This is a genomic window from Nioella ostreopsis (assembly GCF_004000255.1).
Classification (GTDB): domain Bacteria; phylum Pseudomonadota; class Alphaproteobacteria; order Rhodobacterales; family Rhodobacteraceae; genus Nioella; species Nioella ostreopsis.
The window spans coordinates 62752-87384 of sequence record NZ_RCIQ01000008.1; the positions used below are offsets into that span (position 1 = coordinate 62752).

Below are 24633 nucleotides of genomic sequence, written 5' to 3' on the forward strand. Positions count from 1 at the left end.
GGCCGCATCACATGCGGAACCGCGCCCGGGCTTAGTCGCCTGGGGTCTCGTCGTGCTCGGCATCGGGATCGGCCTGCCCCACGCCCTTGAAGATGGCGCGGAAGGGCAGCGCCCAGAGAATGCCGAGGGCAACATAGATGCCCAGTTCCAGCAGGATGGAGGGCCGGTCAAACAGGCTCAGCAGGAACCATGCCAGTCCGATATAGACCGGCAGCCCCACCAGCAGGATAACAAGCGACCAGCGGCGCCGCGCCTTGTAGGACAGCGCCATCAGTCGGCAAACGGGTCGGTCACGAGAATCGTGTCGTCCCTCTCCGGGCTGGTGGACAAAAGCGCGACGGGGCATTGGATCAGCTCCTCGACCCGGCGCACATATTTGATCGCATTGGCGGGCAGCTCTGCCCAGGACCGCGCGCCTTCGGTCGATTCCGACCAGCCGGGCATTTCCTCGTAGATGGGCACGCAGCGCGCCTGCTGATCGGCGGCGGTCGGCAGATAGTCCAGCCGCTGCCCATCCAGATCATAGGCCACGCAGATTTTCAGCGTCTCGAACCCGTCCAGAACATCCAGCTTGGTCAGCGAGATGCCGTTGATGCCGCTGGTCGCGCAGGTCTGGCGCACAAGGCAGGCATCGAACCAGCCGCAGCGGCGCTTGCGCCCCGTGGTGGTGCCGAATTCATGGCCGCGTTCGCCAAGGCGCTGGCCGTCTTCGTCCTCCAGCTCGGTCGGGAACGGGCCTTCACCGACGCGTGTGGTGTAGGCCTTGACGATGCCAAGCACGAAATCAATTGCATTGGGGCCGATGCCGACGCCCGTTGCCGCTTGACCTGCAATCACGTTCGAGGAGGTCACGAAGGGATAGGTGCCGAAGTCGATATCCAGCAGCGCGCCCTGAGCGCCTTCGAACAGGATACGTTTGCCCGCGCGGCGCTTTTCGTTCAGTACCTTCCAGACCGGCGCGGCGAAAGGCAGGATCTGCGGCGCGATCGCTTTCAGCGCAGCAATCAGCGCGTCGCGGTCGACCGGGTCGATCCCCAGCCCCCGGCGCAGCGGGTCGTGATGTTGCAGCGCACGATCGACGCGGGCGATCAGGGTCGCCTCATCGGCCAGATCCGCCACGCGGATGGATCGGCGGCCGACCTTGTCTTCATAGGCGGGGCCGATGCCGCGCCCGGTGGTGCCGATCTTGGTGCCCTTGCTGGCGGCCTCTTCTCGGGCGCGATCCAGTTCGCCATGAATGGGCAGAATGAGCGGCGTGTTTTCCGCGATCATCAGGGTCTCGGGCGTGATCTCCACCCCCTGTTCGCGCACTGTGGCGATCTCGTTCATCAGGTGCCAGGGGTCCAGCACCACACCGTTGCCAATGACCGACAGCTTTCCGCCGCGCACCACGCCCGAGGGCAGCGCGTGCAGCTTGTAAACCTTGCCGTCGATGACCAGCGTATGGCCGGCATTGTGCCCGCCCTGGAACCGCGCGATGACGTCTGCACGCTCGCTCAGCCAGTCGACGATCTTGCCCTTGCCTTCGTCGCCCCACTGGGCGCCCACGACAACCACATTGGCCATGTCCGAGGTTCCTTCCTGATCAAACCGGGCCGTGTATAGCGATGGCCTTGCGCCTGCGAAACCGGAAAGTGTGGCCCGAATGGACGCAGCCCCGCGCGGCAAAGCTCGGTCGAGCGCACAATCCGGGCAATTCGTGCTGCAACTGCATGGTGAAGGCTCTTGCGGCGGCCTGACGCATCCCATAAGTAGGCTTCAAAGAATGCAAGGCCCGGGAAGCTGCCCACATGGAAAACGTCATCCTCGTCGTCCACCTGATCCTGGCCATCTGTCTGATTGGTGTGGTTCTGCTACAGCGGTCCGAAGGTGGCGGTCTCGGCATGGGTGGCGGAGGCGGTGCGATGACCGGGCGCCAGGCAGCAACGGCACTTGGCAAGATCACGTGGATCTTCGCGATTGCATTCCTGGCCACCTCGCTGACCCTTACCGTCATTGCCGCCCAGAATTCCTCTGGCGGCTCGGTGCTCGACCGCATCGGGGCAGCGCCTGCCGAATCTTCGGAAGATACCGCGGTTCCGGCCCTTCCGGGTGACGGTCCGTTGCTTCCGCCCGCTGAAACCGATGCGCCGCTGGTTCCGCCGCGCGCTGACTGACCTCAATAAATCTTGGGGTTACGGCCCTTATTCAAACATCATCTAGCGGCCGGCTTGCCCTGACCGTGCGAATCCTGTTATCCTCAAATCCCGTGAAATAGGGATTGAGCGACCGGGATTTGCCGTATTTGGCTGAACCGGTCCGGCACGGGGGATTGCACCACATGGCGCGATACATCTTCATCACCGGCGGGGTTGTATCCTCGCTCGGGAAAGGTCTGGCATCCGCGGCTCTGGGGTCGCTGTTGCAAGCCCGTGGCTTCACGGTCCGGCTGCGCAAGCTCGACCCCTATCTGAACGTCGATCCCGGCACCATGTCGCCCTTTGAACATGGTGAGGTGTTCGTGACCGATGACGGGGCGGAAACCGATCTCGACCTTGGCCACTACGAACGCTTCACCGGGGTGCCCGCCTGCAAGACCGATTCCGTCAGCTCGGGCCGAATCTATTCCAACGTGCTGGAGAAAGAGCGGCGCGGCGAGTATCTGGGCAAGACCATCCAGGTGGTTCCGCATGTCACGAATGAGATCAAGGAATTCCTCGCCATCGGCGAAGACGATGTCGATTTCATGCTGTGCGAAATCGGCGGCACCGTGGGCGATATCGAGGGCCTGCCGTTTTTCGAAGCCATCCGCCAGTTCAGCCATGACCAGCCGCGCGGGCAATGCATCTTCATGCATCTGACCCTGCTGCCCTATCTGGCGGCCTCAGGCGAGTTGAAGACCAAGCCGACGCAGCACAGCGTCAAGGAATTGCAATCCATCGGCATCGCGCCCGATGTTCTGGTCTGCCGGTCGGAACACCCGATCCCGGACAAGGAACGCGAGAAGATCGCGCTGTTCTGTAACGTCCGCAAAGAGGCGGTTGTCGCCGCCTATGACCTGAATTCCATCTACGAGGCGCCGCTGGCCTATCACCGCGAGGGGCTGGATCAGGCGGTGCTGGACGCGTTCGGCATTTCCCCCGCGCCGCGCCCCGATCTGACGGTGTGGCACGATGTGGCGGACCGCATCCACAACACAGATGGTGAAGTGCGTGTCGCCATTGTCGGTAAATACGTGCAGCTTGAAGACGCCTACAAGTCGATCAAGGAGGCGCTGACCCATGGCGGCATGGCCAACCGGGTGAAGGTCAAGGCGGAATGGATCGACGCAGAGATCTTCGACCGCGAAGACCCGGTGCCCTATCTGGAAGAGTTCGACGCGATCCTCGTGCCCGGCGGCTTTGGCGAGCGGGGCACCGAGGGCAAGATCAAGGCCGCGCAATTCGCCCGCGAACACAAGGTGCCCTATCTGGGCATCTGCCTGGGCATGCAGATGGCAGTGATCGAGGCGGCGCGGAACCTCGCCGATCTGGGCGATGCCGGCTCGGAAGAGTTCGACCACGAATCCGGCAAGAAACGCTTCACCCCGGTGGTCTATCACCTGAAGGAATGGGTGCAGGGCAACTACACCGTCAAGCGCAAGGTGGATGACGACAAGGGCGGCACCATGCGGCTTGGCGCTTATGACGCGACGCTGAAAGAGGGCTCTCTGGTCTCCAAGGTCTATGGCACCTGTGCCATCGAGGAACGCCACCGCCACCGCTACGAGGTCGATATCAAGTATCGAGAGGCGCTGGAGGCGAAGGGGCTGATCTTTTCCGGCATGTCGCCGGACGGGGCCCTGCCCGAGATTGTCGAACATGAAGGCCATCCGTGGTTCATCGGCGTCCAGTTCCACCCGGAACTGAAGTCGAAACCGTTTGATCCGCACCCGTTGTTCCGCGACTTCGTGCGCGCCGCGAAGGAAAACTCGCGCCTCGTCTGAGGGCGCGTGCTGACGTTCATTGCCCTCCGCAGCAGATGTGGGGGCTTCTTTTTTGAACTCTTTGCCGCGTGGCCACGACCCATTGGCATGATGATCGCCATCATGTGCCATTAGGACTGACCCCATTGAGCCCGCCTCTTGAGGCGGAAAACCGCTCGGCCTGACATCGCCCCGTCAGAGCCCGAAAGTTTTTTTGAACCACTGTCGCCTGTCACCCGACAGACAGGGGTATGTAACCATGTGGGGCGATTCATGAAAAAGATGCTTACCTTGTCTGCGCTGGCAGTTGTTGCGGCGACCAGCGGCCAGGCGCAGACGATAGAAGACTGGCAGGGGTTCTACACGAGCCTGGTCATCGGCTCGACCAGTACTGACCTGACAATGACAGGCAGTACAGCGAGTGCATCCCAGACGGGCCTTGGGCTGGCTGTGGGCTACAATCATCACCTGTCCGGCAACTGGTTTGTCGGGGGAGAGTTGCACTTTGCGGCGCAGGAAACCGACTTCGGCAACACATTTACGCTGGACAGCGAACGATCTGTCAGGGCGCGGATCGGTTACGCCACCGGGCGCAGCTTTTTCTACGGCACTCTCGGCTATGCGATGGCCGATGTGAACTCGCAACTGAACCCGGCGGATTCCGGCGAGGTTTCCGGGCTGCTGGCCGGTGTCGGCGTGGAATATCTTGTGACCAACCGGATGACGCTGCGTTTTGAGTATGTGCATCGCAACCTGACCGGTGATCCGATCACGCCGCAGGTCAATGCCCGCCAGCCACTTGCGCGCGTCAATCTGCAACCGCAGCCGCAAGTGGTTCCGGTCGATACCGATACGTCGGGCGGTCAGTTCAGCCTTGGCCTGACGATCCATTTCTGACCTTTCAAGGGAAAATATCCAATAACTTCAAACCCCTCTCACTTTTTCCGGTGTGCGGGGTTTTTCTTTGAACCGCCCCGGCAGCCCCCACGACCTATCCTTGAAAGCTATTTCAGCAGCTTCTCATCACCGCCATAGGCCATAAACGACCAAGGACTTTTACCATGACCAAAACCTTTACCCCCCTTGCCTCCGCCATTGCCCTTGCCGCCGCTCTGGCCGCCTCCTCGGCCCATGCGGACGCATATGATTTCCAGGGCTTCTATGGTGGTGTCGAGCTCGGCATCAGCAGCCTCGATTCTTCGATCCCCATGCCGCTCGGCTCGGGCAATTCCTTCGGCCTGTTCGCGGGATACAACCACGCTCTGAACAGCGATTTCATCATCGGTGGAGAATTGTCCTACGTCACGGACAGTGATCACCAGATTGCACCGGGTGTCGATTTTACCATCGAAGGTCCGACGGAACTTCGCGCCCGTCTCGGATATGTAACCGGCAACACCATGATCTATGGCGCCCTTGGCTACACCTGGGCCGACTATACCCAGACCGGCGTCGGCTTTTCCGATAGCTTTGAAGGCGTCAGCTATGGCCTGGGCCTTGAAACGCTCCTCACCGAGTCTGTCTCGCTGAGGATCGACTACACCCATACGCAGTATGAAACTGGTGGACTCATCTATCCCACCATGTTCGAGTTCGAGACTGATACCGTTTCGCTCGGCATCGCATATCACTTCTGATCCCGGTTTTCCCTCGAACCGGCGGGCGGGTGCAGCAATGCCCCGCCCGTTTTCTTTGGCTTGCATCCCGCGCCGCTTTCAGCGCCAACTGGCCGGGCAGTTCCCCCTCGAAAGGCCCGCAAGATGACCGCCCTGCCCTTTTTCACCTGCGATGTTTTCACGGACCAGCCCTATTGCGGCAACCCGTTGGCCATCGTCGAACAGGCAGAGACGCTGACCACGGCGCAGATGCAAACCATCGCGCGGGAGTTCAACCTGTCCGAGACCATCTTCGTGCAGCCCCCCGACGATCCCGATCACACTGCCAAGGTGCGTATCTTCTTCCCGACGGCAGAGATCCCCTTTGCCGGTCACCCCACCATCGGCTGCGCCATCCATCTGGCCAGGCAGCGCAACGAGGGTGCGGATTGGGACGATCTGATCACGCTGGAGGAAGTGGCCGGACTGGTCCCCGTAACCGTCAGCAGCCGTGACGGGCAGATCCGGGCGGAATTCACCGCGCCGCAGCTGCCCGCCCCGCTTGGTGGCGACACAAGCCCCGAGCTGATCGGCAAGGCGCTTGGCCTGTCGGCGGGGCAGATCGGCTATGGCAGCCATGTGCCACGGGTCTGGAAGGCCGGGCCCGATTTCCTGTTCGTACCCCTGGCCGGTCCCCATGCGCTGGCCGCTGCCAAGCCCACGGGCACAGCCTGGGCCGAACTGGCCCGCAACACCAACGAATCGGTGTTCCTGTATACCCCCGCGGGCGACCGCACGTTCCGCACCCGCATGTTCGCCCCCGATCATGGCGTCCCGGAAGATCCCGCCACCGGATCGGCCTCGGCCATTTTCGCGGCGCAGCTTCTGGCGGGGGGCGATCTGGAGCCGGAGGGCAGCACCGCCTTCACCCTGATCCAGGGCGTGGAGATGGGGCGCCCCTCGGAAATCGGGCTGAACGTCGCGTGTTCGGGCGGCAAGATCACCGCCATCCGGGTCGCCGGCAGCGCTGTTCCGGTCATGTCCGGCCACATCATGCCGCCGCTCGATTGAACCTTTGGACTTGGCAGTCGCGAGACATCCGCTTATCTGGGAAACATGTTCGGAGATCTCATAAGACGCCTGACGGCCCCGGAACCCGCCCCCTTGCCAGAGCTGGACGCACGGCTCGCGCTTGCCGCCCTGCTGGTGCGCATTGCCAAGAGCGACGGTCACTATGATGAACGGGAACTGGCCCGCATCGACAAGATCCTTGCTGAACGCCACGGGTTGAACCCGGTCGAAGCAGCCAAGTTGCGCGCGCAGGCCGAGCGGCTGGAGGACGAAGCCCCGGATACCGTGCGCTTCACCCGCGCGATCAAGGACGCCGTGCCCTACGAGGACCGCGAAGCGGTGATCGAGGCGCTCTGGGCCGTGGTGCTTGCCGATGGGGTGCGCGACCACGAGGAGGATGCGTTGATGCGCATGACCACCAACCTTCTGGGCGTCAATGACCGCGACAGCGCGCTGGCCCGCCAACGGGTCGAAGCGCGGGGGTAGGCCATGCTGCGGGCGCTGCTGGCCAGTCTGGCTCTGGCCACGCCCGCACCGGCGCAAGGCATAGAGCCCGCCGATTATCCCACCGTCCTGAGAGACGCGCTCACCATCGTCGATTTCGAGATCCTGCCGCCCCGCGCGGAACCCGGCTATTCCGTCGATTACGGGATTGCCTTTGCAGGGGGACGCATGGGAACCGGCTTTGCCGGGCAGCGCATGTGGGCCGAGAACGGGTTCGATCGGCTCGGGGGGCTGCCCTCCGGGCCGCTGGTGTTGGTCACCGGCCCTGCACGCAGGGGGCTATCCGTGGCAACGCATCGCGGCTTCGGCTCGATGGCGGTCTATCCCCTTGGCCCCGCAGGCTTTCCCGCCCTTGAGGCACGGGGCGAGGGCAGCATTGCGGTGCTGTTCGACGAGGATATCTGTCAGGTCGGAATGCGGGTGCACAGCGATTATCCGGACCCGCTTGGCGCCGACATGACAGTTGGCGGAAACGTGCTGCTGACCGCTTATGGCCGCGAGGGAACCCTTTTGGGCCAGCTCTCGTTTCACCTGCCGCTTGGCATGTCGGCCCATGGCTTGCGCAGCGCCGACAGCCGGTCCACCATCGCCGGGCTGACAATCGAAAACACCGATCCCGGCGGCATCGCGATTGACGATCTTGCCTTTGGCCCCTGCGCCCAGACCCTTGGATAACCTTGATGCACGCTTCGCTGCCGATGTATGACCGCCCGGAAATGCGGGACCAGACGGACCGCTTCTGGGCTTTGATCCGCGATGCGCTTCGCGACCTTGGCATTGATGCGCCCGACGCGCTGACGCGGGACTTCGCAAGCCCCTGGGACCTGTGGCAATCGCCCGACCTGCTGCTGTCGCAGACCTGCGGGCTGCCTCTGAGGGCGCGGCTCCATGACAAGGTGCAACTTGTCACCACGCCCGATTTCGCGCTGCCCGGTTGTGCGCCGGGCTACTACAACTCGGTCCTGATCACCCGGGCAGGGCATTCAGATGCCCCGATGACAGCGCTTCTGAAGGGCCGTATCGCGATCAATGAGGGGCTGAGCCAGTCCGGGTGGGGGGCGCTCTGCCGATATGCAGCCGATCTGGGCCTCACCCCCGCACGGCCGATCCTGTCGGGCGGCCACGCCCAGTCTGCCCGCGCGGTGCTGGAGGGACGGGCCGACCTGGCCGCCATCGACGCACAAACCTGGCGGCTGCTGCTGCGCTATGAACCCGACCTCATGGCGCTTGTCGAACGCGACCGCACCACCCCCACCCCGGCACTGCCGCTGATCACCGCCAAGGGCCGCGACCCGGAACCGCTGATCCTTGCGCTGAACACGGCACTTGCCGCGCTGCCCGATCCTGACCGCCAAACGCTCGGACTGGCCGGGTTCGCCCCCATTCCGCTTGCCGATTACATGGCGCTGCCGGTGCCGCCAAATCCCGACGATCTGCCGCAATGACGGGCAAATCCACGGGTGGACCTTAGGTCACCCGACAGATGCGCATTGCATTTACGCCATTTTTGCGCAGAAATCGCTGAGGTCCACAGGGAACGATAGAGTGACAGACCAAGCACCGCCCGTCATCGAAATCACGGGACTACACAAGAGTTTCGGAAATCTGCACGTTCTGAGGGGCGTCGACATGCGGGCCCGCGCGGGTGACGTGGTGTCTCTGATCGGGTCATCGGGGTCGGGCAAGTCCACGCTTCTGCGTTGCGCCAACCTGCTGGAAGACAGTCAGGAGGGCCGCATTCTCTTCGAAGGTGAGGAGGTGCATTGGAAAGGCTCCGGCCATGGCCGCCACCCGGCGGACCGCGACCAGATCCGCCGAATCCGCACCAACCTCAGCATGGTGTTCCAGCAGTTCAACCTGTGGGCGCATATGACCATCCTGCAAAACGTGATGGAGGCGCCGCTCACCGTGCTTGGCCGCGACAAGGCCGAGGTGGAGAAAGACGCGCGCATGTATCTCGACAAGGTGGGTATCGGCGACAAATGCGATGCCTGGCCCGCGCAGCTGTCGGGCGGGCAACAGCAGCGGGCGGCGATTGCCCGGGCGCTGTGCATGAAACCCCGCGCGCTTCTGTTCGACGAACCAACCTCGGCGCTCGACCCGGAACTGGAACAGGAGGTGGTCAAGGTCATCAAGGACCTTGCGGCAGAAGGCCGGACCATGATCCTTGTGACACATGACATGCGGCTGGCCCGCGACGTGTCCGATCACGTCACCTTCCTGCATCAGGGCCGTGTCGAGGAAGAAGGCAATCCTGAGGACCTGTTCGGCAATCCGCAAACGGAACGCCTGCAACAATTCCTCAGCCACACCACGTCGAAATGACGACAACCAACAACCAACTGGGAGTGAAACAATGAAGAAACTAGCATTTTCCGCCGCCATTCTGGCGCTGACGGCTGGTGCCGCCTTTGCCGACAGCCATGGCCGCACGATCCGCATGGGCACCGAGGGCGCCTACCCTCCGTATAACTTCATCAATGACGATGGCGAAGTGGACGGGTTCGAGCGGGTTCTGGGCGACGAGCTGTGCGCCCGTGCCGGTCTGACCTGCGAATGGGTCACCAATGACTGGGATTCGATCATCCCCAACCTGACCTCGGGCAACTACGACACCATCATCGCCGGCATGTCGATCACCGATGAGCGCGATGAGGTCATCGACTTTACCCAGGACTACATCCCGCCGACCCCGTCGATCTATGTGGCCCTGTCGGAAGACGCGGACCTGATGGGCGGCGTGATCGCGGCGCAGGCCAACACCATCCAGTCGGGCTATATCGCCGAATCCGGTGCTACCCTGCTGGAATACGCGACCCCTGATGAAACCGTCGCCGCCGTCCGCAATGGCGAGGCCGACGCCGTGTTCGCCGATATCGACTTCCTCACCGACATCACCGACGAAGATGACGAACTGATGGTCGTGGGCGATCCGGTGCCGCTTGGCGGTGGTGTGGGCATGGGCCTGCGCGAAACCGACGGCGAACTTCTGGAGATGTTCAACGCCGCCATCACCTCGATGAAGGAAGACGGCACGCTGAACGCGCTGCTCGTCGAGTGGTTCGGCGACGACGTTCCGACCTACGAATAATCCGACCCCGGTGCGCGGCGGGTCCGTCCCGCCGCGCGCCAACCCCTGCGAGGTCCGATGTTCGAGTTTTGCGCCGACCCATCCACGCTGGACACGTTTCCATGGTTCGCCTGCTACCTGACGAACGGCGTTCATATGCTGTTTTATCAGAGCTTCCTGACCGTGTTGACGCTGCTGGCCATCACCGCCCCCGTGGCGCTGGCCTTCGGTTTCGTCGGGGCGGCAGCCAGCCGGTCGCATATCCTGCCGATCAGCTGGATGGGCAAGCTTTATACCTCGATGGTGCGCGGCGTGCCCGACATCGCCTTCTTCCTCTTCTTCGTCATCGCGCTCGATCAGGCGCTGGAATGGGTCAACCACCAGATCCAGTGCCCCGACTGGGATGAGCCCATTCGGCAGGGTGCGAATTTCGTCGTTTGCCAGGCGGCGAAGATACCGCTCAGTTCCGCCCCGCAATGGGTGCACGAGGTCTATAACTATTTCATCGCGGTCTTCACCTTCTCGATCGTCTTCGGAGCCTTCGCCGCGAATGTGCTGTTCGGTGCCATGCGCGCCGTGCCGCGCGCGCAGCTGGAAACAGCCGAGGCCTATGGCATGACCCGTCGCCAGACCTTCTGGCGCATCTTGGTGCCGCAAATGTGGATTTACGCGCTGCCGGGGCTATCCAACCTTTGGATGATCCTGATCAAGGCCACGCCGCTGCTGTTCCTTCTCGGGGTCGAGGATATCGTCTACTGGGCGCGGGAACTCGGCGGCAGCCGCACCTCGCAATATGCCTATCCGCATCCTGACTGGCGGCTGTGGTATTTCCTGGCGCTCCTCGTCTTCTACCTCGGCTTCACCCGCGTGTCGGAAGTCGTCCTTGCCCGCATCACCCGGCGCCTCAGCCACGGACAGGCCACCGCCGGTGGCGACACCCAAAGAAAGGCCGCGGCATGAGTTGCTGGGAAACCGTCCAGGCCTATGCCTTCCGCTCGCTCGGGTATGGCGAACGCCTGCTGCCGCGCGGCGAGATCAGCCTGTGCGAGCAGGTCACCCTGATCGGGTCCGGCATGATCTGGAACATCTATTTCGGGGTGCTGGCGCTGTTCTTCGGCTTCTTCTTTGCCGTGACGCTGGCCGTGGCCAAGAACAGCCACGCGAAATGGGTTCGCAAACCGGCCGAATGGTTCATCTTCGTCTTCCGTGGCTCACCGCTCTTCATCCAGTTCTTCCTGGCCTATTTCGCGCTGGTGCGCCTGCCAGAGGAAATCGGCACGCTCGACATCAGCTGGCTGACCGACCCCTTCGCGAAAGCATGGCTCGGGGCGCTCATCGTGCTTTTCCTGAACACCGCCGCCTATGCGGGCGAGATCTTCTATGGCGCGCTCCGCTCGATCCCGAAGGGCGATCTTGATGCCGCCGATGCCTATGGCATGTCGGGGTTCAAGCGCTTTCGCCGGGTCGTCTACCCGACGATGCTGCGGCTCGCGTGGCCCGCCTACACGAATGAGGCGATCTTTCTGTTCCACGCCACGACGCTGGTCTATTTCTCGGGCTTTCCCGCCTTCCGCCAGCAGGGCGATGCGCTCTACTACGCCAGCTATTTCGCCGACCGCACCTTCAACCCCTTCGTGCCTTACCCGATCGTGGCCATGTTCTTCATCATCCTGACCCTGATCGTGATCACTGTCTTCAGCCTGATCAACCGGCACCTCAACCGCCACCTGCCCGCCGAACGCCGCGCCCGCGTGCGGTATCGGCCGAACCTGATCCGGTAGGCCAATGCGGATCGGCATCCTTCAGGCGGAGGAGTTCGACGCCCCCACACAAGCTGCGCTTGGCCCCTATCAGGGGCTCTTTGAGCGGTTGCTTGAGGGGCACGGGTTCAGCTACCGGGCCTGGAATGTCGAGGCGATGGATCTGCCTGATCACATGGACGAGGCCGGGGGCTGGCTGATCACCGGGTCCACCGCCGGGGCCTATGAAGACCATCCGTGGATTGCGCCGCTGGAAAACACGATCCGCGCCATTCATGCCAGCGGCAAGCCGCTTGTGGGCATCTGTTTCGGTCACCAGATCATCGCGCAGGCGCTCGGCGGTCGGGTCGAAAAGCACGCGGGCGGCTGGTGCGTGGGCCGCCATGTCTACCAGATCGAGGGGCGAGAGGTGCCGCTCAACGCCTGGCATCAGGATCAGGTTGTCGCCCTGCCCCCCTCAGCTCGGCGGTTGGGCCAGTCCCCGTTTTGCGAGAACGCCGTGCTGGCCTATGGCGAAACGGTCCTGACCTATCAGCCGCACCCGGAGTTCGACACCAAGGTGACCGGGTATTTCGCCGACACCCTTGCAGGCAAGGTCCCGGACGCCGCATTGGATGCGGCAAAGGCCGCCCTTCACCTGCCGACTGAAGGCGCTTGGATCGGTCAGCAGATCGCGGCGCATTTCCTGCGCAACCGGGGATGATCTCTCACACAGGCTGAAGATTTCGACCCGTAAGGCGGGTTCTGTCTTTGACCTGTTACGATTCCGATGTAAAGAAAATCGAAATACTGATTTTCGAAAAGGTGAAATCATGGCGCTCGCCCCCAATGTCTATGACGCCGAGCCGATCCCTGAAAGCGCCCGCGCCGAGGTGGAGCGGTTGCTCACGACAGGCGATCTCTTTCGCTACACCGCGCCCGAAGATGCGCCGGTCAGCCTGCTGGAACGCGAATTCGCGGATATGATGGGGATGAAATACGCGCTGGCGGTGTCTTCCTGCTCTGCCGCGCTGTTTCTGTCATTGCTTGGCCTTGGCCTGAAACCCGGCACCCGCGTGCTGATCCCCGCCTTCACCTTCGCCGCAGTGCCGTCCGCCGTGGTCCATGCCAACTGCCAGCCGGTTCTGGTCGAGGTAGGCGAGAACTATCGCGTCGATATGGAGGACTTCGCCACCAAACTGACCGACGACATCGGCGCGGTGATCATCAGCCATATGCGCGGACACACCTCTGACATGGATGCGATCATGGCGCTCTGTGACGCGCGCGGCATCCCGGTGGTCGAAGACGCGGCCCATTCGCTCGGCACCAAATGGCATGGGCGCAAGATCGGCACCATCGGGCGCGTGGGCTGTTTCAGCTTCCAGTCCTACAAGCTGGTCAATTCCGGCGAGGGCGGCATTCTGGTGACCGATGACGCGGATCTGGTGGCGCGCGCGGTGATCATGTCCGGCGCCTATGAGCATAACTGGGCCAAGCACAAGGCGCCCGAGGGCGACAATACCGGCGCGCTCGCCGCAGCCTTCGCCCGCTGGCAGAACCAGCTGCCGCTCTACAATCTGCGCCTGTCGAATCTGTCGGCCGCCATCATCCGCTCGCAACTGCCCGAAGTCGCCCGCCGCGTGCGCGATGGCCGACGCAACCACGATTATGTGGCCGGACTTCTGAACGGCTCGCCCTGGTTGTCGGTGCCCCCGTCCCTCCCCCCGGAAGAGCGCGCGCCGGACTCGATCCAGTTCAATCTGGTCGATTTCGCTGATGATGCCGAGGCCCGCGCCTTTGCAGATGCGGCGGCGGCCAGAGGGGTCAAGGTGCAGGTCTTCGGCCTGTCAACGGACAACGCCCGCGCTTTCTGGAACTGGCAGTTCATTCCCGGCGATCAGCCCGATCTGCCGCGGACCCGCGCGATGCTGATGCGGGCCTGCGACGTGCGCCTGCCAGCGCGACTTCAGACGGATGATCTCGATTTCATCGCCTCGGCTCTTCTGGCTGCGGCCGAAGACGTGAAATCCCAGACCCGCGCCTACGGGACCTAACGAAAACTCTTCAGGAAGAGTTTTTACGCAAAGAAGATTTTTCCAGAAAAATCTTCCTGCCTTCACGCCTGAAGGATTTTCGGGAAAATCCTTCTTCGGCGCGGATCACATCCTGGACAGTTTCGACTGAAGCTCGGCCAGTTGTTTCTTGATTTCGGAGAGCTCGTCCGACGCGCTGTCCTCTTCGGTGCCTTCTGCAGCCGGCCCCGACCACTGCCCGGCAATCCCTCCGGTCATGGCCTTCATGAACGCCTCTTGCTGCGCGCGCATCGCTTCAAACCCCGGCATGCTGGCAAGCGGGTTCAGCGCGGTCATGTTCTCGACCATCTTCGACTGCCCGTCCCGCAGCATGTCGAACGACATCGCCAGGAACTCCGGCACGACGCTGTGCGCCTGCGTCGTATAGCTGCGCACCAGATCGGTGAGCACCCCGATGGGCAGCACGCTTTCACCGCGGCTTTCATGTTCGGCGATGATCTGCAGCAGATACTGTCTGGTCAGGTCGTCGCCCGATTTCAGATCGACGATCTTCACCTCGCGGCCTTCGCGAATGAAGCCTGCGATATCCTCGAGCGTCACATAGTCCGACGTCTCGGTATTGTAGAGCCTGCGGCTGGCATAGCGCTTGATCAGCAACGGTGCATTGGTGTCAGCCATAGCCACCTCCCTTATCCCTTACACTGCATTGCAGCATGGAGAGCCTAGTCCTTTGCGCACAAAAAGCAATCACCTGACCGCACAAAAGAAAAGGACGGGCCCGGGGTGCGGGTCCGTCCTTCTGAAATTCGCGCGGAGTGGGAGGAAATCCGGGCGAAATCAGGGCTGTCTGGCGCCTTAGGCGGCAGCAGCTTTCTTGGCAGCGGTGGTCACCTCGGCGGTGGCTTTCTTGACGGCTGCGGTTGCTTCTTCCGAAGCTTCCTTGCCGGCAGCCATCATCAGCTCGACGGTTTCCATCTGCACTTTCTTGGCAACCTCGGCGAAGGCGGCCAGGGTTTCAGCGGTCATTTCAGCCTGTGCCGATGCGAAATCGGTCATCGACTTGGTGTAGGCGGTCGGCTCGTCCTTGACCTTGGCAACATCGCCCAGCTTGGCCAGGGTGTCCTTGGTCCACTGGGTCGAAATCTCGGTCGACTTTTCAGCGGCTTCCAGAGCAACCTTGGAGAACTTCTCGCCCATTGCTGCGGAGGTCTTGAAGGCGTCGTTATAGGCGGACATGTCAACCGGGAAAGCAGCCATTGCTTCGTTGATGTACTTGGTGAAATCGTTGGTCTTGGCCATCTGTCTATCTCCTGTTTGTCCCGCTCTGGGACGGTAGGGTTTGAATTCTGCGTCTGCGAAAGAATATGCATGCTGCAGCGCAGCAAATCAAGTCTTTTTCTGCACTGCAGCAATATTTTCACAAACCCTTTGGAAATCAGCCCTTTGTCGTCGCCAGAACATAGGTTCCGGGCGCGTCGCCCAGGATTTCATAGCCCGACTCACCCGGTTCGCGGGCGGAAACCTGTGCCCCAGACCGGCGCTGCAACCATTCTTCCCACACGGGCCACCACGACCCCTCATGGAATTCCGCACCTTCCAGCCACTCATCTGCGGTGCCCTTGACCTTGGGGTTCAGGAAATGGCCGTATTTCTTCTTGGAGGGCGGGTTGATGATCCCGGCGATATGACCCGACTCGGACATGATGAAGGTCTTGTCGCGGCTGCCGAACTGGGAAAAGCCGCGATAGCAGTTCTTCCACGGCGCAATATGGTCGGTCTTGGTGCCGACGGAGCAGACCGGCAGTTTGATGTCGCGGATGCTGACCGTTTCGCCCAGAACCTTGAAGCCTCCCTCGGCCAGTTCATTGCCCTGGCAAAGCTGGCGCAGGTACTGTTTGACCATCCGGCCGGGCAGATTGGTACTGTCGCCATTCCAGTAGAGCAGGTCGAAGGCGGGAGGCGCCTCGCCCATCATGTAGCTGCGCACGGCAGGGCCGTAGACCAGATCGTTCGACCGCAGGAAGCTCATCGTCTTGGACATGAAGAAACTGTCGAGGATGCCCTTTTCGGTGACTTGCCGCTCGATGGCGTCGACGAAATCATCCTGCAGGAAAACGGTGAATTCCCCCTGATCGCTGAAATCGGTGAGCGTAGTAAAGAAGGTGGCAGATTTGATCGACTTGTCGCCGCGCTTTTGCAGCAAGGCCAGCGTCGCCGACAGGGTCGTGCCCGCGATGCAGTAGCCCACGGCATTGACCTGCTTTTCGCCAGTGATCTCCTTGGCGACGCGCACGGCCTCCAGATAGCCCTCCTCGATATAGTCCTCCAGCCCGACCTCGGCATAGCTGGCATCGGGGTTCACCCAGCTCACGACAAACAGCGTATAGCCCTGCTCGACGATCCAGCGGATCAGCGAGTTCTGGGGCTTGAGGTCCATGATGTAGAACTTGTTGATCCAGGGCGGGAAGATCACCAACGGCGTGCGATAGACCGTGTCGGTCTTGGGCGCATACTGGATCACCTCCATCATCCGGTTGCGGAACACGACCTTGCCTTCTGCGGTGCCAATGTTCTGGCCCACCTTGAAGGCATTGGGGTCCGAGAGGGTCGGCAGCAACTCGCCCTTGTTGGCCTCGATATCGCGCACCAGGTTTTCCAGCCCGTCCACAAGGCTCTGCCCATCCGTGTCGATGGCCTTTTGCAACGCGTCAGGATTCGTGGCGAGGTAGTTGGTGGGCGCGAACAGGTCGATGATCTGGCGGGAAAAGAATTCCACCCGGCTCTTTTCCTTTTCGTCCAGCCCTTCAAGCTCGGCCATGGATTGTTCGATCGCTTGCGAATTCAGCTCGTACTGCTTGCGCACGAAGCGGAAATAGGGATGCGTGCGCCACATCGGGTTGGCAAAGCGCTTGTCCTTCGGGGCATCGTCGTCTTCGGGCATTGCAAACTGCCCGGCAGCAAGCGCCTTCTGCGTTTCGATGAAATTCTCCACCGCCTTCGACCAATAGGCCACCTGATGGCCCATCAGCTTGGTGGGGTTTGTCAGCATCTCGTTGAACAGTGCGGAACCTGCCTTTACGTAAAGCTCCTGCCCCGGCCCGGACATGCCCGCGTCGGCTGTCAGATCCTTCTGTCCGAGGGCGGCCACCATCCGTTTGGACAGCTCCTCCATCTTCGCGAGATTCGCATTGAGGCGTTCAAGATTGTCCCCCATGTCGCTGTCTCCTCCGTCTGCGTGCTGTGCCATGACTTGATTTTGCCCTCTCAATGCTGCATGTGCATATAAGCCTTGCCAGGGTGAGGGGGCAAAGCGACGAAATGATCCGGGTCCAGATGGACCGGTCATTGTCCAGTTTTGCAGGAGTCACAGCGCGATGAAACATCTTCTTACTTACGACATGATGGAATCGATCCGTGTGACCAACCAGTGGCTCGGGTCAACGGCGCGCGCAATGTGCGGCTATCCCCAGCTTGGGTTGATCCCGAATCCGATGATCAAACTGACCGCCGCCTGGGGCGAGGTCATGGAACGCAGCTTTGAACGGATGATCGCCAAGCCCGACTGGAACATCCATTCCATTCCCGGTGCCGATGGCCGCGACCATCTGGTCGACATCGAATGCGTGATGCCGCGCGCCTTTGGCGACCTGATCCGGTTCAAGGTGCAGGGCCGCGCCCCGACGGGCCGCAAGGTTCTGCTGGTTGCGCCGATGTCGGGCCACTATGCTACCCTGCTCCGCTCGACCGTGGTCAGCCTGCTTCCCGATTGTGACGTCTATATCACCGACTGGCACAACGCCCGCGACATTCCGGTCTCGGAAGGCAAGTTCGATATCGAGGATTATACGCTCTACCTCGTTGATTTCCTGCGCGAAATGGGGCCTGACACCCATGTGATCGCAGTCTGTCAGCCGGCCCCGCTGGCGCTGGCCGCCACCGCCTATCTGGCCGAGGAAGATCCCGACGCACAGCCCCGCACCCTGACGCTGATCGGTGGCCCGATCGACCCCGATGCCGCCGCGACCGACGTCACCGATTTCGGCAACCGCATCACCATGGGCACGCTGGAACGCCATGTCGTTCAGCGCGTCGGCTTCAAATACATGGGCGCGGGCCGGATGGTCTATCCGGGGCTTCAGCAGCTCAGCTCCTTCATGGCGATGAACGCGGAGAAACACGCCAAGGCGTTCTCGAACCAGATCCTCGCCGTCGCCAAGGGCGAAGCGTCGGACCATGACAAGCACAACCGCTTCTACGACGAATATCTCGCCGTGATGGACATGACGGCGGAATTCTACCTGTCCACCGTCGAACGCATCTTCAAAGGGCTGGAGATTGCACAGAATCGCTTCACCGTGGCGGGCAAACAAGTCGATCTGGGCAAAATCACCACCGTCGCCGTCAAAACGGTCGAGGGTGGCAAGGACGATATCTCGGCCCCCGGTCAATGTGTCGCTGCGCTGCGGCTTTGCACCGGCCTGCCGGAGTCGAAGAAGGCCAACTACCTCGAACCGAACGCCGGGCACTACGGCATCTTCGCCGGGAAAAGCTGGCGCACCAATATTCGGCCTCTCGTGCTGAACTTCATCGACGCCAATTGCGATGTCCCCAAGACCCCGGTCAGCGCCGTCACCACGGCTGCCGAATAATCCCATGACGGCAGGCGCAGATATCCCCTTCGCCTGCCGCTGCGGCACCGTCACCGGCATCCTGCACGATGTGCGCCCGAAAGAGGGCACGCATGTCGTCTGCCACTGCAATTCCTGCGCCCGCGCGATGCAGCTTTCCGGTCTGGGCGACACGGCTGCGGGCGGTGTCGATCTGTGGCAAACCACCCCGGACCGGATCGAGATCGCCACGGGCGCCGACCGGCTGGTCCCGGTTCAGCTGTCGCCAAAGGGCCTGTTTCGCTGGACGGCGCAATGTTGCGATACGCCGATGATCAACACTTTCGGCTCCCCTGCGCTGCCCTTCGCGGGCATTCTGACGGGCAACCTGTCCGATCCCGCGCCACTTGGCCCTGTCATCGCCCATGGCTTCGTCACGGGCCCCAATGGCAAGCAGCGCCACCAGAATGGCGGCCGGGTCATCTGGCGCTTTGTGAAACGCACTGTTGCTGCAAAGCTGGGACGCGCGGGCAAACAGACCCCGTTCTTCAACGCCGATGGCAGCCCGATCAATGCGCCGGTGCTTGCCCCGAGGGCGGACTAGCGCTCAGGCCCTCAGCACCCGATCCAGCAGATCGGTGACCTGCTCGGGCTGCTCCAGCATCGGCAGATGCCCCGCCTCCTCCAGCACCACCAGCCGTCCCTGCGGCAGCAAACCGGCCATCACCTCGTGCCTGCGGGCTGGAAACAGACGATCATGCGCTCCGCAGACGACAAGCGTCGGCACTGGCAAGCGGCGCAGCGTTCCTTGCTGGTCGGGGCGGCGCTGCATCGCGCGGGATTGGGCGTGAAAGGCATCCACGCCAGCCCGTTCCGCCATGTGCCGGACAATGTCCAGAACCCCGGCGCGACCGACCCCCGGTGCCAAAGCGCCCGAAGGCAACGCCTCGGCCATCGCGTCGGCAAGCCGCCCGGCCCGCGCCCGGGCAATCATCGTATCGCGCGCCGCCGCGACGCCCGGCAATTCCGACAACGCATCGGTCGAGATCAGCACCAGCCGCGTAACCCTATCCGGCGCAAGGCGGGCCAGTTCCATCGCCACCATGCCGCCAAGGGAATGGCCGACCAGCGCACAGCGTTGCGGCAACCCCTGCAAGGCAAGGCTGGCCAAATCACGCACCGAGTCCGACCCGGCAAGCGAGCCGACCTGAACCGGACGATCCAACGACAAGGCTTCGATCTGATGCCGGAACGCCCGCGCGTCGGACATGAAACCCGGAATGAAAACAACAGGATCCATCGTTACAAACTCACCGAATTGGGTTTATCCGCCCTGACCTCTCAACGTCATGACAGTCTGGGCCGCATGCTGGGGCACCCCTACGCCCATGGCGGCCCAATGGCCGTCACAGAACCGGATCGCCTGTGCAAGGTTTTCCGCAAGACCGGTCCCGGACAGTTGCGCGATTCGCTGATCCCCGGCCCAAAGCTCGCTCGGCCCGCCCGCCAGCAGCGCCGTGATCAACGGATCGCCCATGGAGATCACAACCCCCCAATCGCCGACCATCTCGTTCCACTGGATCTGCGGAAACTGGTAGCCAAGCCCGCCGATGGAGTAGATGACGTCCGACCGGCGTCCGGCGTCCGGCTGGCTCCAATCAATGGGGCCAAGCGCCTCGGTCATCGACACATGGATGATATAGGGGTCATAGGGCCCGCCGCCCTCGCCATAGGACCAGTCCGCATCCGGATAATGGCCCGCGCAATTGAAGCTGATCGGCCCGCCCTCGGTGCCGGTTCCGGCAAAGAACCATCGTTGCTCGAAATTCGACCGCAGCCCCCAATCCTGCGCCATGGCAGGTCCGGCCAGCGCAAGCGCGGTCAGGCCCGCAAAAATCAGTTTGAAAAACCCCATGAAACACCCCTGTCTGAAAACACTTTCCGACAGAGTTGCAGAGCCCCCGCCTTTGGGCAACCGTTTTGCGACGCCCAATCGCAGGTGGCGGCTCAGGGAAGCGTTGCGTCAGCCCATTCAAGGATGACGTCTGTCACCGGCCCGGTCATCGCGGGGCTTAGGATATCGCCCGCAATGACATGAAAGAACGGGTCCGCTCCTGTTTCCGGCAGGTCTTGCGGGGCCAAGGTCACCGCGCCGCCCCATCCAGCCAGAAAGTCGCGTGTGGCCGCAGCCGATACCACGCGGTCATTGTCGGAAAAAACCGCCAGAACCGGGGCTGAAACGCCGCTGTAGTCGCGCACCTTTGTCTCTCTCATCAGGGTGCCGAGACTGGTCAGCACCCCGGTGCCATAACGCGTGGTCCAGTACCGCCCATGTCCTTCGTTCAGGGCGTCCCACGCCCGTTCCTCGCCTGCCAGCAGCGGCACGATCTGGCGGGCGAAGGCCAGCTCGGTGATCACTGCCGACGGGTTCACGACCCGGAAATTCGGCGACACCATCACGATACCGGCGACAGCCTCGGCCATGTCGGGCTCGGTCATGGCATAGCTGGCCAGCGTCGCACCGGTCGAAGTGCCCATGATCAACACCCGTTCGCCCGCCGCGCGGGCCAGATCGAGGAACAGCGCCGCATCATCGGCCCACTGACTGGCCGTTGCCGCCGCCAGCGCATCCCCGCCACGCCCATGCCCGGTCAGTCGCGCATAGATCAGATTCGCGCCAAGCGCTGCGGCCACATTGTCGGGCACCGGTCGGATTTCTTCCGAGGTTGCGGAGAAGCCATGCAGGTAGAGGATCGACAGCGGGGTTTGGGTGCCCGGTTCATCAGCCCAGATCACCCGCGCCTCGACGCCCGGTGTGATGTCGTCAAACGCGCCTTCGCGCGCGGCCAGAACCTCGGCAATCCCCCTGCCCTCGATGGACACCGCCGCGCCGCGCTCGATCCTTTCGCGCGGGCCGAGGAACAGCAGACCCGAGGCGACAACGGCCACGGCGACAAGGACAAGGACGAGCCGTTTGAGAAACCTAAACATGGGTCAGCACATCCTCGATCGCCGTTTCGATCCGCGACAGGCAGTAGTCATCGGAGAAGCGATGGTCGGCCCCCTTGACCAGTTCCAGCCGGATATCAGGGCCTTCGATATGATCCAGCAGGCGCAGCGCGACGGACATGTCCACATCCTCATCCGCCGTGCCTTGCAACAGCCGCACGGGGGCATTCACGGTCTGCGGGCTGCGCAGGACCAGTTGCTGACGACCGTCCTCGATCATGCGTTTGGTGATGATATAGGGCTCACCATAGTCCGAGGGCAGCGCCACCTGCCCGGTCTCTGCCATCTCCTCCTTCTGGGCATCGGACCAGCTGCCCCACATGCCATCCTCGGTGAAGTCAGGTGCGGCGGCGATGCCCACCAGACCGGCGACCAGATCGGGATGCTTGCGGGCAAACAACAACGCCTGCCAGCCGCCCATGGAGGACCCCACAAGGATTTGCGGGCCTTCGGTCAGGGTGATGATCGCGGCCTCCGCATCCTCGGCCCAATCGCCGATACAGCCCTCGGTGAAGGTGCCAGAGCTTTCGCCATGCCCCGAATAGTCGAAGCGCAGGAAGGCGCGGCCAGTGCGTTTGGCCCAGGCCTCCAGATGCAGCGCCTTGCTGCCCTGCATGTCGGATTTGAGCCCGCCCAGAAACACCACCCCCGGCCCCGCGCCGGGGGTCTGGTGAAAGGCGATGGTGCGGTTCTGTCTGGTCTTCAGCGTCTGTGGGGTCATCTGACGGCGTTCTCCCTGTCGTTTGTCCGGTTTTGCCCGTGCCGGGCCATGGGAACAAGAAATTATGGCTCTGCCCCGGAAAAACGGGGCCGATCCAGGAGGGTGACATAGCGTCAAGCAAAGCGCATTAACGTCAACCGGGCGTGTCAAGGTTAACGCTATGCCCCTTGCATCCCGGCAACCCGTTGCATCCACCCTTGACAGCCGTCGCCTCAGGCGTCACCTCTGACGCCCGAAACCATATACCCGCAACCGGGCGTTCCGTGGGCGCCAAACCGACGAGGAGCTTGTGCCAGATGGCCCAGATTTCCCTGACTTTCCCCGATGGCAATTCCCGTGACTACGCGGCTGGCGTGACGCCTGCCGATGTGGCGGCCGGCATTTCCAACTCGCTGGCCAAGAAGGCCATTTCCGCCACCGTGAACGGTGCCCATTGGGACCTGCAATGGCCGATCGAGCAAGACGCCTCCATCGCCATTCACACCATGCAGGACGACGCGCATGCGTTGGAGCTGATCCGCCATGACTGCGCCCATATCATGGCCCGCGCCGTGCAGGAGATCTGGCCCGACGTAAAGGTCACCATTGGCCCGGTGATCGAAAACGGCTGGTATTACGATTTCGACCGGTCAGAGCCCTTCACCCCCGAAGACCTCGGCCAGATCGAAGCCAAGATGCGCGAAATCATCAACCGCCGCGATCCCGTGACCACCGAGATCTGGGAGCGTGACCGCGCCGTGAAGTTCTACGAGGCCAATAACGAACCCTACAAGGTGGAGCTGATCGAGGCCATTCCTGGCAGTGAACCCCTGCGCATGTATTGGCACGGGCATTGGCAGGATCTCTGCCGTGGCCCGCATCTTCAGCATACCGGGCAGGTTCCGGCTGATGCGTTCAAACTGATGAGCGTCGCGGGCGCCTATTGGCGCGGCGACAGCAATCGCGCCATGCTGCAGCGGATCTACGGCGTCGCCTTCCGCAACAAGAACGACCTCAAGGCGCATCTGACGATGCTGGAAGAGGCCGCCAAGCGCGATCACCGCAAGCTTGGCCGCGAGATGAACCTCTTCCACATGCAGGAGGAGGCCCCCGGTCAGGTCTTCTGGCACCCCAATGGCTGGACGATCTACACCACGCTTCAGGACTACATGCGCCGCAAGCAGCGCGCCGGGGGCTACCGCGAGATCAACACCCCGCAGGTCGTGGACCGCAAGCTGTGGGAGGCCTCGGGCCACTGGGAAAAGTACCAGCATCACATGTTCATCGTCGAAGTGGATGAAAGCCGCGATGGCGAGAATGACGATGCGTCCGCCAAGAACCGGGCCGAGACTCGGATCAACGCGCTGAAGCCGATGAACTGCCCCTGTCATGTGCAGGTGTTCAACCAGGGCCAGAAAAGCTATCGCGACCTGCCCTTGCGGCTGGCGGAATTCGGCTCCTGCGCGCGGTTCGAACCCTCGGGCGCACTGCATGGCATCATGCGGGTGCGCGGCTTTACCCAGGATGACGCGCATATCTTCTGCACCGAGGATCAGATTCAGGAAGAATGCGCGCGGTTCATCGACTTCCTCGCCAATGTCTATGCGGAACTTGGCTTCCCGGAGTTTGAAATCCGCTTCGCCACCCGCCCCGAAAAGCGCGTCGGCAGCGATGAAAGCTGGGACTATGTCGAAGCCGCTCTTGAAAACGCGATCAAGGCCGTGGGCCGCGATTACACGCTGGAACCGGGCGACGGGGCGTTCTACGGGCCGAAGCTCGACTTCTACCTGACCGACGCCATTGGCCGGGTCTGGCAATGCGGCACCTTCCAGGTGGACCCGAATCTGCCCGAGCGGCTGGATGCGAACTATACCGGCGAGGACGGGGCCAAGCACCGGCCCTTCATGCTGCACCGCGCCTGTCTTGGGTCCTTCGAGCGGTTCATCGGCATCCTGATCGAGAACTGGGAAGGCAAACTGCCCTTCTGGCTGGCCCCGCGTCAGGTGGTTGTGGCCTCTATCGTGTCCGAGGCGGATGACTATGTGCAGGAGGTCGTGGCCGCCCTGACCGCGCAGGGCGTGCGGGCCGAGGCCGATATCCGCAACGAGAAGATCAACTACAAGGTCCGCGAACATTCCGTGGGCAAGGTGCCGGTGATCCTCGCCATCGGCCGCAAGGAGGTCGAGGACCGCACGGTAACCGTCCGCCGCCTTGGGGAAAAGCAGACCTCGGTCGTGACACTGGACGAGGTCGTTGCAAGCCTCGCCGCAGACGCGGTCGCGCCTGATCAGCGCTGAACCATCCGCGCAATGCAACTCAGGGCCGGTTCCGAAAGGGGCCGGCCTTTTCAGTTGATCCA

At 62.4% G+C, this 24633-nt stretch carries 26 protein-coding genes; 17 read left to right on the forward strand and 9 right to left on the reverse strand.

Annotated features, from left to right (window positions below; all coding sequences use genetic code 11):
* Positions 1–31: 31 nt before the first annotated feature.
* Both EP237_RS10260 and EP237_RS10265 read right to left on the reverse strand, forming a co-directional pair.
* Positions 32–271 (reverse strand): DUF2842 domain-containing protein, encoded by a 240-nt coding sequence (locus EP237_RS10260; protein WP_127560790.1) that lies wholly within the window; start codon positions 269–271, stop codon positions 32–34.
* Positions 271–1566: an adenylosuccinate synthase gene (locus EP237_RS10265; protein WP_127560792.1), complete on the reverse strand. Its 1296-nt coding sequence runs from the start codon at positions 1564–1566 to the stop codon at positions 271–273. The genes EP237_RS10260 and EP237_RS10265 overlap by 1 nt, the downstream gene beginning before the upstream one ends.
* 224 nt (positions 1567–1790) lie before the next feature.
* Here EP237_RS10265 and secG point away from each other — a divergent pair, with 224 nt between their 5' ends.
* From secG to EP237_RS10335, 14 genes are all read left to right on the forward strand, one after another.
* The gene (secG, locus tag EP237_RS10270) at positions 1791–2156 is read left to right on the forward strand and encodes a preprotein translocase subunit SecG (protein WP_127560794.1); all 366 of its coding nucleotides are present in this window, start codon (positions 1791–1793) and stop codon (positions 2154–2156) included.
* A gap of 164 nt (positions 2157–2320) precedes the next feature.
* Positions 2321–3964 carry a CTP synthase gene (locus tag EP237_RS10275; RefSeq protein WP_127560796.1) on the forward strand — a complete coding sequence of 548 codons (1644 nt, stop codon included), beginning with the start codon at positions 2321–2323 and terminating at the stop codon, positions 3962–3964.
* 252 nt (positions 3965–4216) lie between these two features.
* Positions 4217–4840 (forward strand): outer membrane protein, encoded by a 624-nt coding sequence (locus EP237_RS10280; protein ID WP_127560798.1) that lies wholly within the window; start codon positions 4217–4219, stop codon positions 4838–4840.
* A 164-nt stretch (positions 4841–5004) separates the two neighbouring features.
* Complete coding sequence (locus tag EP237_RS10285; protein ID WP_127560800.1) at positions 5005–5580, forward strand: outer membrane protein; 576 nt, start codon at positions 5005–5007, stop codon at positions 5578–5580.
* A gap of 123 nt (positions 5581–5703) precedes the next feature.
* Positions 5704–6609, forward strand: coding sequence for a PhzF family phenazine biosynthesis protein (locus tag EP237_RS10290; protein WP_127560802.1), 906 nt, complete (start codon positions 5704–5706; stop codon positions 6607–6609).
* A gap of 45 nt (positions 6610–6654) precedes the next feature.
* A complete protein-coding gene (locus EP237_RS10295; RefSeq protein ID WP_127560805.1) occupies positions 6655–7095 on the forward strand; it encodes a tellurite resistance TerB family protein in 441 nt (146 codons plus the stop codon).
* 3 nt (positions 7096–7098) lie between these two features.
* Positions 7099–7788 carry a hypothetical protein gene (locus EP237_RS10300; protein WP_127560807.1) on the forward strand — a complete coding sequence of 230 codons (690 nt, stop codon included), beginning with the start codon at positions 7099–7101 and terminating at the stop codon, positions 7786–7788.
* Between the two features lie 23 nt (positions 7789–7811).
* On the forward strand, positions 7812–8558 hold the full coding sequence (locus EP237_RS10305; RefSeq protein WP_240661601.1) for a phosphate/phosphite/phosphonate ABC transporter substrate-binding protein: 747 nt from the start codon (positions 7812–7814) through the stop codon (positions 8556–8558).
* 100 nt (positions 8559–8658) lie between these two features.
* Positions 8659–9438, forward strand: a complete 780-nt coding sequence (locus tag EP237_RS10310) for an ABC transporter ATP-binding protein (protein WP_164744684.1) — start codon at positions 8659–8661, stop codon at positions 9436–9438.
* A gap of 31 nt (positions 9439–9469) precedes the next feature.
* Positions 9470–10204 carry a transporter substrate-binding domain-containing protein gene (locus EP237_RS10315; protein WP_127560811.1) on the forward strand — a complete coding sequence of 245 codons (735 nt, stop codon included), beginning with the start codon at positions 9470–9472 and terminating at the stop codon, positions 10202–10204.
* Between the two features lie 57 nt (positions 10205–10261).
* Entirely contained in the window at positions 10262–11143 is an 882-nt protein-coding gene (locus EP237_RS10320; RefSeq protein ID WP_127560813.1) for an ABC transporter permease, read from the forward strand.
* Complete coding sequence (locus EP237_RS10325) at positions 11140–11964, forward strand: ABC transporter permease (protein WP_127560815.1); 825 nt, start codon at positions 11140–11142, stop codon at positions 11962–11964. The genes EP237_RS10320 and EP237_RS10325 overlap by 4 nt, the downstream gene beginning before the upstream one ends.
* Positions 11965–11968: 4 nt before the next feature.
* On the forward strand, positions 11969–12646 hold the full coding sequence (locus EP237_RS10330) for a type 1 glutamine amidotransferase (RefSeq protein ID WP_127560817.1): 678 nt from the start codon (positions 11969–11971) through the stop codon (positions 12644–12646).
* A gap of 109 nt (positions 12647–12755) precedes the next feature.
* On the forward strand, positions 12756–13979 hold the full coding sequence (locus EP237_RS10335; protein ID WP_127560819.1) for a DegT/DnrJ/EryC1/StrS family aminotransferase: 1224 nt from the start codon (positions 12756–12758) through the stop codon (positions 13977–13979).
* Between the two features lie 105 nt (positions 13980–14084).
* Here EP237_RS10335 and phaR read toward each other — a convergent pair whose 3' ends face one another.
* From phaR to EP237_RS10350, 3 genes are all read right to left on the reverse strand, one after another.
* On the reverse strand, positions 14085–14636 hold the full coding sequence (gene phaR, locus EP237_RS10340; protein WP_127560821.1) for a polyhydroxyalkanoate synthesis repressor PhaR: 552 nt from the start codon (positions 14634–14636) through the stop codon (positions 14085–14087).
* A gap of 177 nt (positions 14637–14813) precedes the next feature.
* Complete coding sequence (locus tag EP237_RS10345) at positions 14814–15257, reverse strand: Phasin (protein ID WP_127560823.1); 444 nt, start codon at positions 15255–15257, stop codon at positions 14814–14816.
* A gap of 136 nt (positions 15258–15393) precedes the next feature.
* The gene (locus EP237_RS10350) at positions 15394–17172 is read right to left on the reverse strand and encodes a PHA/PHB synthase family protein (protein WP_127560825.1); all 1779 of its coding nucleotides are present in this window, start codon (positions 17170–17172) and stop codon (positions 15394–15396) included.
* A 160-nt stretch (positions 17173–17332) separates the two neighbouring features.
* On the opposite strand from EP237_RS10350, the gene phaZ reads away from it, so the two are divergent.
* Together phaZ and EP237_RS10360 are read left to right on the forward strand one after the other, a co-directional pair.
* Positions 17333–18607: a polyhydroxyalkanoate depolymerase gene (gene phaZ / locus EP237_RS10355; protein ID WP_127560827.1), complete on the forward strand. Its 1275-nt coding sequence runs from the start codon at positions 17333–17335 to the stop codon at positions 18605–18607.
* 4 nt (positions 18608–18611) lie between these two features.
* Entirely contained in the window at positions 18612–19169 is a 558-nt protein-coding gene (locus tag EP237_RS10360) for a DUF6151 family protein (protein WP_127560829.1), read from the forward strand.
* A gap of 3 nt (positions 19170–19172) precedes the next feature.
* On the opposite strand, the gene EP237_RS10365 is transcribed toward EP237_RS10360, so the two are convergent.
* The 4 genes from EP237_RS10365 to EP237_RS10380 form a co-directional block, all read right to left on the reverse strand.
* On the reverse strand, positions 19173–19865 hold the full coding sequence (locus tag EP237_RS10365) for an alpha/beta fold hydrolase (protein ID WP_127560831.1): 693 nt from the start codon (positions 19863–19865) through the stop codon (positions 19173–19175).
* 24 nt (positions 19866–19889) lie between these two features.
* Positions 19890–20480: a hypothetical protein gene (locus tag EP237_RS10370; RefSeq protein WP_127560832.1), complete on the reverse strand. Its 591-nt coding sequence runs from the start codon at positions 20478–20480 to the stop codon at positions 19890–19892.
* 92 nt (positions 20481–20572) lie between these two features.
* Entirely contained in the window at positions 20573–21556 is a 984-nt protein-coding gene (locus EP237_RS10375) for an alpha/beta hydrolase (protein ID WP_127560833.1), read from the reverse strand.
* Complete coding sequence (locus tag EP237_RS10380) at positions 21549–22295, reverse strand: alpha/beta hydrolase (RefSeq protein ID WP_127560834.1); 747 nt, start codon at positions 22293–22295, stop codon at positions 21549–21551. The genes EP237_RS10375 and EP237_RS10380 overlap by 8 nt, the downstream gene beginning before the upstream one ends.
* Before the next feature lie 296 nt (positions 22296–22591).
* Between EP237_RS10380 and thrS the strand changes: the two genes are divergently transcribed.
* Positions 22592–24571, forward strand: coding sequence for a threonine--tRNA ligase (gene thrS, locus EP237_RS10385; RefSeq protein ID WP_127560835.1), 1980 nt, complete (start codon positions 22592–22594; stop codon positions 24569–24571).
* The last annotated feature ends 62 nt before the right edge of the window (positions 24572–24633 follow it).

What these genes read in the sequence shown, in the direction of transcription:
- EP237_RS10365 (WP_127560831.1), bottom strand. Translation starts at nt 19,865, where the DNA reads ATGGATCCTGTTGTTTTCATTCCGGGTTTCATGTCCGACGCGCGGGCG.
- EP237_RS10325 (WP_127560815.1), top strand. Translation starts at nt 11,140, where the DNA reads ATGAGTTGCTGGGAAACCGTCCAGGCCTATGCCTTCCGCTCGCTCGGG.
- EP237_RS10380 (WP_127560834.1), bottom strand. Translation starts at nt 22,295, where the DNA reads ATGACCCCACAGACGCTGAAGACCAGACAGAACCGCACCATCGCCTTT.
- EP237_RS10290 (WP_127560802.1), top strand. Translation starts at nt 5,704, where the DNA reads ATGACCGCCCTGCCCTTTTTCACCTGCGATGTTTTCACGGACCAGCCC.
- thrS (WP_127560835.1), top strand. Translation starts at nt 22,592, where the DNA reads ATGGCCCAGATTTCCCTGACTTTCCCCGATGGCAATTCCCGTGACTAC.
- secG (WP_127560794.1), top strand. Translation starts at nt 1,791, where the DNA reads ATGGAAAACGTCATCCTCGTCGTCCACCTGATCCTGGCCATCTGTCTG.
- EP237_RS10375 (WP_127560833.1), bottom strand. Translation starts at nt 21,556, where the DNA reads ATGTTTAGGTTTCTCAAACGGCTCGTCCTTGTCCTTGTCGCCGTGGCC.
- EP237_RS10265 (WP_127560792.1), bottom strand. Translation starts at nt 1,566, where the DNA reads ATGGCCAATGTGGTTGTCGTGGGCGCCCAGTGGGGCGACGAAGGCAAG.
- EP237_RS10350 (WP_127560825.1), bottom strand. Translation starts at nt 17,172, where the DNA reads ATGGGGGACAATCTTGAACGCCTCAATGCGAATCTCGCGAAGATGGAG.
- EP237_RS10360 (WP_127560829.1), top strand. Translation starts at nt 18,612, where the DNA reads ATGACGGCAGGCGCAGATATCCCCTTCGCCTGCCGCTGCGGCACCGTC.
- EP237_RS10345 (WP_127560823.1), bottom strand. Translation starts at nt 15,257, where the DNA reads ATGGCCAAGACCAACGATTTCACCAAGTACATCAACGAAGCAATGGCT.
- EP237_RS10320 (WP_127560813.1), top strand. Translation starts at nt 10,262, where the DNA reads ATGTTCGAGTTTTGCGCCGACCCATCCACGCTGGACACGTTTCCATGG.
- phaR (WP_127560821.1), bottom strand. Translation starts at nt 14,636, where the DNA reads ATGGCTGACACCAATGCACCGTTGCTGATCAAGCGCTATGCCAGCCGC.
- EP237_RS10280 (WP_127560798.1), top strand. Translation starts at nt 4,217, where the DNA reads ATGAAAAAGATGCTTACCTTGTCTGCGCTGGCAGTTGTTGCGGCGACC.
- EP237_RS10370 (WP_127560832.1), bottom strand. Translation starts at nt 20,480, where the DNA reads ATGGGGTTTTTCAAACTGATTTTTGCGGGCCTGACCGCGCTTGCGCTG.
- EP237_RS10295 (WP_127560805.1), top strand. Translation starts at nt 6,655, where the DNA reads ATGTTCGGAGATCTCATAAGACGCCTGACGGCCCCGGAACCCGCCCCC.
- EP237_RS10300 (WP_127560807.1), top strand. Translation starts at nt 7,099, where the DNA reads ATGCTGCGGGCGCTGCTGGCCAGTCTGGCTCTGGCCACGCCCGCACCG.
- phaZ (WP_127560827.1), top strand. Translation starts at nt 17,333, where the DNA reads ATGAAACATCTTCTTACTTACGACATGATGGAATCGATCCGTGTGACC.
- EP237_RS10285 (WP_127560800.1), top strand. Translation starts at nt 5,005, where the DNA reads ATGACCAAAACCTTTACCCCCCTTGCCTCCGCCATTGCCCTTGCCGCC.
- EP237_RS10335 (WP_127560819.1), top strand. Translation starts at nt 12,756, where the DNA reads ATGGCGCTCGCCCCCAATGTCTATGACGCCGAGCCGATCCCTGAAAGC.
- EP237_RS10260 (WP_127560790.1), bottom strand. Translation starts at nt 271, where the DNA reads ATGGCGCTGTCCTACAAGGCGCGGCGCCGCTGGTCGCTTGTTATCCTG.
- EP237_RS10305 (WP_240661601.1), top strand. Translation starts at nt 7,812, where the DNA reads ATGTATGACCGCCCGGAAATGCGGGACCAGACGGACCGCTTCTGGGCT.
- EP237_RS10315 (WP_127560811.1), top strand. Translation starts at nt 9,470, where the DNA reads ATGAAGAAACTAGCATTTTCCGCCGCCATTCTGGCGCTGACGGCTGGT.
- EP237_RS10275 (WP_127560796.1), top strand. Translation starts at nt 2,321, where the DNA reads ATGGCGCGATACATCTTCATCACCGGCGGGGTTGTATCCTCGCTCGGG.
- EP237_RS10330 (WP_127560817.1), top strand. Translation starts at nt 11,969, where the DNA reads ATGCGGATCGGCATCCTTCAGGCGGAGGAGTTCGACGCCCCCACACAA.